The 7,606-nt window shown below is 37.1% G+C and carries 10 protein-coding genes and 1 pseudogene; 2 read left to right on the plus strand and 9 right to left on the minus strand.

The window, feature by feature from the left end:
• The coding region (locus AC1DUW_RS17035; protein WP_477643030.1) for an IS110 family transposase at positions 1–289 on the plus strand (289 nt) is incomplete at its 5' end.
• A 40-nt stretch (positions 290–329) separates the two neighbouring features.
• Positions 330–1,031, plus strand: coding sequence for a transposase (locus AC1DUW_RS17040; protein WP_477643031.1), 702 nt, complete (start codon positions 330–332; stop codon positions 1,029–1,031).
• 236 nt (positions 1,032–1,267) lie between these two features.
• Here AC1DUW_RS17040 and AC1DUW_RS17045 read toward each other — a convergent pair.
• The 9 genes and pseudogenes from AC1DUW_RS17045 to AC1DUW_RS17085 all read right to left on the minus strand — a co-directional run.
• Positions 1,268–1,975: pseudogene (locus AC1DUW_RS17045) on the minus strand (thiolase family protein); the annotation flags it as partial.
• 3 nt (positions 1,976–1,978) lie between these two features.
• On the minus strand, positions 1,979–3,139 hold the full coding sequence (locus AC1DUW_RS17050; protein WP_477643032.1) for an acyl-CoA dehydrogenase family protein: 1,161 nt from the start codon (positions 3,137–3,139) through the stop codon (positions 1,979–1,981).
• Positions 3,140–3,154: 15 nt separating this feature from the next.
• Positions 3,155–3,787 carry an enoyl-CoA hydratase/isomerase family protein gene (locus AC1DUW_RS17055; protein WP_477643038.1) on the minus strand — a complete coding sequence of 211 codons (633 nt, stop codon included), beginning with the start codon at positions 3,785–3,787 and terminating at the stop codon, positions 3,155–3,157.
• A complete protein-coding gene (locus AC1DUW_RS17060) occupies positions 3,691–3,933 on the minus strand; it encodes a hypothetical protein (RefSeq protein WP_477643033.1) in 243 nt (80 codons plus the stop codon). The genes AC1DUW_RS17055 and AC1DUW_RS17060 overlap by 97 nt, the downstream gene beginning before the upstream one ends.
• 20 nt (positions 3,934–3,953) lie before the next feature.
• Positions 3,954–4,796 (minus strand): 3-hydroxyacyl-CoA dehydrogenase NAD-binding domain-containing protein, encoded by an 843-nt coding sequence (locus AC1DUW_RS17065; RefSeq protein WP_477643034.1) that lies wholly within the window; start codon positions 4,794–4,796, stop codon positions 3,954–3,956.
• A 178-nt stretch (positions 4,797–4,974) separates the two neighbouring features.
• The gene (locus AC1DUW_RS17070) at positions 4,975–5,115 is read right to left on the minus strand and encodes a hypothetical protein (RefSeq protein WP_477643039.1); all 141 of its coding nucleotides are present in this window, start codon (positions 5,113–5,115) and stop codon (positions 4,975–4,977) included.
• On the minus strand, positions 5,057–5,251 hold the full coding sequence (locus tag AC1DUW_RS17075; protein ID WP_477643035.1) for a hypothetical protein: 195 nt from the start codon (positions 5,249–5,251) through the stop codon (positions 5,057–5,059). Before AC1DUW_RS17075 ends, AC1DUW_RS17070 begins: the two co-directional genes overlap by 59 nt.
• Positions 5,252–5,396: 145 nt before the next feature.
• On the minus strand, positions 5,397–6,029 hold the full coding sequence (locus AC1DUW_RS17080; RefSeq protein ID WP_477643036.1) for a 3-oxoacid CoA-transferase subunit B: 633 nt from the start codon (positions 6,027–6,029) through the stop codon (positions 5,397–5,399).
• On the minus strand, positions 6,013–6,699 hold the full coding sequence (locus AC1DUW_RS17085) for a CoA transferase subunit A (RefSeq protein WP_477643037.1): 687 nt from the start codon (positions 6,697–6,699) through the stop codon (positions 6,013–6,015). The genes AC1DUW_RS17080 and AC1DUW_RS17085 overlap by 17 nt, the downstream gene beginning before the upstream one ends.
• Positions 6,700–7,606: the final 907 nt, after the last annotated feature.

Raw genomic sequence — 7,606 nt, forward strand, 5'->3', positions numbered from 1 at the left:
ACAACATATGAAAGCAGTCCCTGGTCGAAAAACAGATGTCAAGGATGCCGAGTGGATCGCTCAACTTCTTCGTCATGGGTTGTTGAAAGCAAGCTTCATCCCTGATCGAAATCARCGAGAATTRCGTGAGCTTGTTCGTTATCGCAGAAGTATTATTGAAGAACGAGCTAGACAGCATAATCGAATTCAAAAGGTCCTTGAAGGTGYAAATATCAAAYTAGGCTCTGTCGTATCGGATATCATGGGCGTTTCATCAAAGGACATGGCTTCATGCGATCGCAAATGGTGAGGATGATTCTGAGAAACTAGCAAACTTTGCGCGACGCTCGATGAAGAAGAAAAAAGATGATTTAATCCTTGCCCTGAATGGGTATGTGAATCCTCATCAACGCATGATRCTYAAAACGATTCTWACTCATATTGAYTTTCTGACTGAACAGATTGAAAAACTTGATCAAGAGGTTGACCAAAGAGTTAGTGTGTATCAAGAAAGCATAGAACGACTGGATTCAATACCTGGTATTGCCACTCGAATGGCAGAACAAATTCTAGCTGAAATCGGAACGGACGTTGAAAAACAGTTCGAAAGTGCAGCCAGATTATGTTCATGGGCCGCCCTCGTACCAGGACACAATGAAAGTGCAGGAAAAAGGAAATCAACCAGAGGCAAAARGGGAAATAAAYMTTTAAAATCTGCTTTAACCGAAGCTGCTCATTCAGTTGGAGCCTCCMAAAACTATCTTGGCGCTCTATACAGACGGACARYTGCGCGAAAAGGAAGAAAACGAGCTGGAATTGTMGTTGCCCACGCCATGTTAAGAATTTCTTATTATCTTTTAACAAGGAAAGAAATGTATGTAGACTTAGGCGAAGATTATTTTGATAAACAAAAGCAAGCTTCCATTGTACGAAATTCGGTCCGAAGGTTAGAAAACTTAGGATATACCGTAAATATTAGGAGATCTAATAGGACGCTGCTCTTTTTCAAAAAAACTGAAGCTTGCGTTTTATGTCTTTTTTCTTATTATTAGTGTATAATTTTCAATAATTTCAATAAAATAAAGCTTTAATCCTTCTTAGATCAGAGCAATCGTTTAGCTTTGTACAGCAAATAAGAAATCCCACTCCTACATTAACAAAAAAGATCGAATCCTTTAAGGAATCGATCTTTTACTTCAAATGTTCGTTTCTATACATTTTCATACGTTTTCAAAGAAAAAATACATCAGATATGATGGATCTTCTAACGTTTTTGTTCAACTAAAGCTTTAAAAACAGCTTTTAACTTAGATAGATTTTCTAAAGTAGTTGCCCTTGGATGCTCATCGACCTTAAAGGCTATTGTTTCGTTTTTCTTTTTCACGTCAACAGGAACAATTTCCTTTTCAAAAAGGCCAGACTCAATCGCTGCCCCTGCAAGCTTCTGACTTCTTAATGCAAATTCATCTTGCTCCCACGTGATATATTATATTTTTCTGCTAGATTTTCTGCAGTTAACCCCATCGTCAAGTTCCTATATGTTTCAATAGGTTGAGAGCAAGGCTGACTTTCTGTATTTGGATCTAGCAGAAGGCCATTCCCTGCTCCAAAACCCTAGCAAGCATTTCGAAAATAATATGGTGCAGTGCTCATACTTTCTGCTCCTCCAGCAATCACAACATCCTGATATCCAAGTCTAATTTGCATATCCGCCGTGTTAATCGCTTGCAATCCAGATCCACATTGCCTATGCACGGTAAAACCCGTTGTAGTAATTGGCAGATTGGCTTTTACTGCTGCTAAACGCGCAAGATTGGAAGTATCTGCACTTTGTTTAGCCTGCCCGATAACGACTTCATCTACTTCTATCTCTAGATTTGTACGTAACAACACCTCACGAATTACTTTTTCTGCAATCAACTGTTATATCCTTTATCGTTCCACCTATGCTGCCAATTGCAGTTCTAACTGATTCTACAACGTATACTTGATTCAATATTTACACTCCCCCATAAGAAACTTCACGCTTTAATTCCCCTGCAATAATATTTCGTTGAATTTCAGATGTACCTTCATAAATTTTGGTTATCCTCGCATCACGGTAATATCTTTCTATTGGATAATCTCTCATATAACCAATTCCGCCATGTATTTGAACAGCTAAATCAGCAACCTTGTTGTATACCTCTGAAGCGTATAGTTTTGCTATAGCTGCTTCTTTAACAACACGCTTTCCTTGGTCTGACATCCAAGCAACACGGTAAGTCAGTGACCTAAGCGTTTCAATAAGCATGCTTATTTCTGCCAGCATATGTTGAACAGATTGGATTTCGATTATTGGCCTCCCAAACTGCTCACGCTCTCTGGCATATTGCAAAGAGTACTCAAGTAGCCTTTCGCAAGAACCTAGATTTCTAGCTGCTAGTCCAGCACGGCCATTTGTAAGAATTTTCAATGCATTAACATAACCCATTCCAACCTCACCAAGTACATTCTCTTCTGGAACCTCTAAATTCTCGAAAAATAATTCTGCTGAATGAGAACCTCTTAACCCCATCTTTTGTTCAACATTTCCAAGAACAAATCCCGGAAAATCCTTTTCAACAATAAAAGACGTAATTCCTTTCGCTCCCTTTTCCTTATCTGTAACAGCCATTACTGTGAACACGTGTCCGTCAACAGCATTAGTAATATAATGCTTTGAGCCATTGATAATATATTTATCTCCTTTTTTAACAGCTGTTGTTTTAAGTGCTGCAGCATTAGAACCAGCATTTGGTTCTGTCAGGGCAAATGCGCCAATCCATTCCCCTGTCGCCATTTTTTGTAAATAACGTATCTTTTGTTCTTTACTCCCTAGCTCTACTATTCCGACGGAACCAATACCACAATGAGCACCAATCAAAGTTGTATAACCATTATGGGTTTTGCCGATTTCCTCAAAAATTGCACATTTCCCTACCATATCAAGCCCTAGACCGCCATACTCTTCCGGAATACTTAGTCCAAACAACCCCATTTCTTTAGACATTTCAACAATTTTTTCTGGAATGTGATCCTTTTCTTCAATTTCCATGGCATATGGATCTACTTCTTCTTTGATAAATTTACGCACATTACTCTTTAAAAATTCAATATCTTCAGATAAATTAAAGTCCATGGTAGCTCTCTCCTTTTATTGATTTTTGAATTCTGCTTTTCTTTTTTCTAAAAACGCCTGTGTACCTTCATTTTTGTACACTGTTCCAAAAGCAACTGCCTGAGAAAGTTTTTCAATCAGCATCGCTGTCTCAAGATCAATATCAAACCCCTTATGAACTGCAAGCTTTGCTAGTTTAATAGCTACAGGACCTTTTTTCATAATTTCCTGTGCGATAGACTGAGCTTTTTCCTCAAGCTTTCCTTCGTCAGCCAAATACGTAATTAATCCGATTCTTTCTACCTCATTACCGTCTATAATTTTTCCTGTTAGTACCATATCTGAAGCTCTACCCTTACCAACAACTCTCGTGAGACGCTGTGTTCCGCCCGCACCTGGAGTGATTCCAAGATTCAACTCCGGCAAGCCAAATTTCGCTTTCTGCGTAGCAATACAAATATCACACTCTAGCGCCAATTCGCATCCGCCACCAAGTGCAAACCCTTGGATAGCAGCAATCGTAACTTTGCTTGATTGTTCAATTTTCTTATAAAGACCCTGCAACCCTGGTATCAGAGCTTCGAGCATTTTTCTCTCACGAAGCTGCTTAATATCAGCGCCAGCTGCAAATGACCTCCCACCAGCACCTTGAATAATAATAACTTTAATATCAGCATTTTCCTCTGCCCAACAAAATGAGATTCAATCTCATGTAATGTTTCTTTATTTAATGTATTTCTTAATTCAGGTCGGTTAAGTGTTAGCCACATGATCCCCTGATCATTACGAACAAGGATATTTTCATATTGTTGCATGTTTTCAGCTCCTATTTTTATTAATATTGGTAAAAACCAGAATTACTTTTTTTACCTAACCTTCCAGCCTTCACATACTTTAATAAGATTGGGCTTGGGCGATATTTTTCACCAAGTGTTTGATAAAGGTACTCCATATTTCTTAAACGAGTATCTAACCCTACCAAATCTGCAAGCTCAAGTGGACCCATTGGATGATTTAAACCAAGCTTTAAGGCTTTATCGATGTCCTCTGCAGAGGCTACCCCTTCCATCAGCATGTTCATCGCTTCATTCCCAATCAAACAGTTCATGCGTGATGTCACAAAACCAGGGAATTCATTGACTTCTACTGTTTCTTTTTTTAATCTTTTGGAGGCTTCTTTTACAATTCGAACGGTTTCATCAGATGTCTCTAACCCTCTAATCAATTCAATCAGCTTCATTTTGTGAACTGGATTGAAAAAATGCATTGCAATTACCTTAGCTGGACGAGATATTTGTGCTCCAATTTCTGTTGGACTCATTGTCGAAGTATTTGTCGCAAGAATTGTATCCGGACGGCAGATCGAATCTAGCTTTTTAAAAATATCAATCTTTAATTCAATTCTTTCTAAAACTGCTTCTATTACTAAATCTGCATCCTTTGCTGCTAATTCTAAATCTGATTCAAAAACAAGATTTCCTTTTGCGGAAATGTATTGTTCTTCAGTAATAAAGCTCTTTTGAAGACTTCCTTCTAAAAGGCCATAAATATCATATTTCGCTTTTTCTAAAATATCTTGAGTGAGATCATTCAAGAATACTTTAAATCCCGATATGGCACTCGCATAAGCTATGCCTTTTCCCATTACACCTGATCCTACTACTGTAATTGTTTGCATATACTATCCCCTTAACTAACGATCTTTTTATCACTTTTAATTTCATTCTTAAAATACTTTTGGAATATGAATACTGATACAAGAATCACAAACCCATAATATCTGTCTTGAGCCCTTGAATAACCATCAAAATTGATCCAATAAACGTAATAATTCTTTCATACAAATAAACATGGCGTCATAACCAGCTTTCTACTTCCCGGGCAAGATTGATGATTCCGGTAATCGATGTAATAACTGACAAGATAATATCTGGAGTATTATCGACGAACAACAATGTTTCCCCATAAACAAACATATAAGGAACAATAAACTGCAAGTGCTACTGGAGAAGTAATTGTTGATAATGCTGCAAAATAAAAACAAACATATAATGGTGATACACCATGTTCATTTAAAGCTGGAATTATTAGAGGAACCTGTACGATATATTTTGCTACCTTCGGAAGATCCATGCCCTAAATAATACTAGTTATCATTGTAAGAATTAGTGTAACAATTAAAATTCCGCCTGATAGATCAATAATTAAGCCGCTGAATTTCAACCCAATACACGTTAAACCAATGATAAAACCAGATGCAGAACAGGAAAAAACAGTTTCAACTGATAAACTTTGCTTCCGTTATTTCTCTTAATTGGTTTACTGAAATATCTGAAAGAATTTCAACTAAATACATTTTACCTTCTCTAAATTTAAATACAGCGTGCTCTGTAACAATCATGTCAGCCTTACGATTTCCACTTGTAGGAAATGTTAATTTTTTCACTAATTTTGGATTTCCATCTTTGGATAAATGGATAGAAGCAATGATCATTCTCTTTGCACCTGCCACCAAGTCCATCGCTCCACCGACTCCAAGAATAGTTTCTCCCGGAACAGCCCAGTTGGCTACTTCGCCAGTTTCATCTACTTGTAAAGCTCCTAGCACAGCAACATCAATATGTCCTCCTCGTATCATTAGAAAGGAATCTGAACTATCAAACAAAGAAGCTCCAACATCAAAGGTTATTGGCTTTTTGCTTGCACTGATTAAATCCATATCGATATCATCTTCTGCAGGTGTCGGTCCCATTCCTAAAAGTCCATTTTCCGACTGAAGGAACATCTTCTTATCACCGAGATAATCCGGTATCAATGTCGGAATACCAACACCTAAATTAACAACTTCTCCTTCTTGTAATTCCTCAGCAACTCGTTTAGCAATTTTAATACGTTCAGACTGACTCAACATATCTTCCTCCTTTTTTTACGTATCTGTTCATGACGACATAATCCACATATACATGCGGCGTCACAATTTCTTCTGGAGAAAATGAACCTATCTCCACAATTTCATCTACTTCAACGATTACTATAGAAGCTGCTGTTGCCATTACCGGATTAAAGTTTCGTGCTGTTTTGTCATATATTAGATTACCAAGTGTATCGGCTTTAAGAGCTTTAATAATTGCAACATCACCCTTAATTGCCCGTTCAAGAATATAAGTTTCACCATCAAAGACTTTATCTTCTTTACCTTTTGCAATCTTTGTACCTACGGCTGTTTTCGTATAAAAACCAGCAATTCCAGCGCCACCGCAACGGATTGCTTCAGCCAAAGTCCCCTGGGGAATAAGTTCAATTTCAAGCTCACCATTTGACCAAGCTCTGACAGCATCTCGATTTGTTGTAAAATAAGAACCTCTTGCCCCTTTCAACTTCCCAGTAAAAAGAAGCTTACCCAAGCCCTTTCCTTCTTCACCTAAGTTATTGCTAACTACAGTCAAATTCTTTTTATCGGAAGTGGAAATCGCATCAATAATTGTATTGGGTGTACCTGATAATCCGAACCCCCCAACAAGTAAGGTATCGCCATCATTGATGAATTGTAATGCGGTCTCAGGACTAATCAATTTCTTCATTTTCTTTCTCCTCCTCTAATCGAACTCTTGTATATGTAAGGTAGGCTGCTAATGTCTTGATTGCAGAATATTCATGAAAGAAATAGGGCTTTTTTGTTTCTTTCAATATCTATTCGCATTTTCCCCTCGGTAACCTTGTAATAAAAAGATTGGAATAAAAATGCATTTACCTTCCGGCATCAAATCCTTGATTTGAAGAGAAAGAACTTCATTCTCATAATCTACTTGAAAAGGAAGTGGAAGCGTTATATTATTGCAATATTCTGAACAAATCAATGGAGCTATCATTTAACTTTTCCAAGTTATCATATACAACTGTGGTGATATCTAAAGGATTCATAAAATACTTTTCAATTCCAATTATTTCTGATTTCTTTCCGTTCATCTAAAAAGTTAAAATCATTCTTAATAATTTCTCCTAGTAGCCTTTCGCCTTATACAAGTCCTGCCAACAAAGTTTGAGTATTAAATAACCTGTCAATTCATCTCTTACGTTGTATACCAATCCACCATTCACTTGGTAATTTAACAATTGGTTTGGCTACATCATCGATCAAATCGTTTTCAAAGTATTTTATTGTGAAGTTCTTGTCATTACATTCTTTACAAACATTCACTTACTCCTTTTGAGTGATTCACTCATCTTCTATAATGCAAGAAGTGTGCCGAGTTACAGATTACCTATAATAGTAAAGATAACCAACATTATTAATTACCGTAATTTCTATAATAATCCCCAAATTAGTCAAACACTTGAATTCTACTATACTTAAAGGCGCTGTCTGAATTATTTCCAGCGAATATGCTTGGTGGATTGACAAAATTCGGGTGGTTTTTTTGGGCCATTTATTGTCGGAGCTCTTATGTCAGGTGGAAATAAAATTGCAGGCTTGCTGTTTTTATCGGG

The sequence above is a fragment of the Peribacillus sp. P4_C12 genome (genome assembly GCF_056402095.1).